The sequence below is a fragment of the Pseudoalteromonas sp. GW168-MNA-CIBAN-0100 genome (assembly GCF_040309225.1).
GTDB lineage: Bacteria > Pseudomonadota > Gammaproteobacteria > Enterobacterales > Alteromonadaceae > Pseudoalteromonas > Pseudoalteromonas arctica.
In genome coordinates this window covers 1-259 of the sequence record NZ_JBEOOL010000734.1, presented here as the reverse complement: position 1 = coordinate 259, position 259 = coordinate 1, and the positions used below count along the sequence as shown (strand labels likewise).

The 259-nt window shown below is 42.9% G+C and carries 1 protein-coding gene; it reads left to right on the top strand.

Annotated features, from left to right (window positions below):
• On the top strand, positions 1-259 hold a 259-nt coding region (locus AAEY62_RS23210), incomplete at both ends, for a hypothetical protein (RefSeq protein WP_350636795.1).

The window sequence follows — 259 nt, the reverse complement described above, 5'->3', positions numbered from 1 at the left end:
CTTTGGACTAGATGACGACACAGACCTAAGCAAAATAACATGGCGAGGCTCTAAAAATGGCGGCCGTTACGATATAAGCGAGCTAAGTAACCTTTATACAGGTGAAAACAACCGCGCTAACAAAATTATAGCCAGCCTTGCCGATATAGTGACCAACGTACATGCTATTAAAACGCTAGCGTTTTGCGTAAGCCAAAAACACGCTGAATTTATGGCCTCTAAATTTAACTTAGCAGGCATAAGTGCCGATGTGCTTACC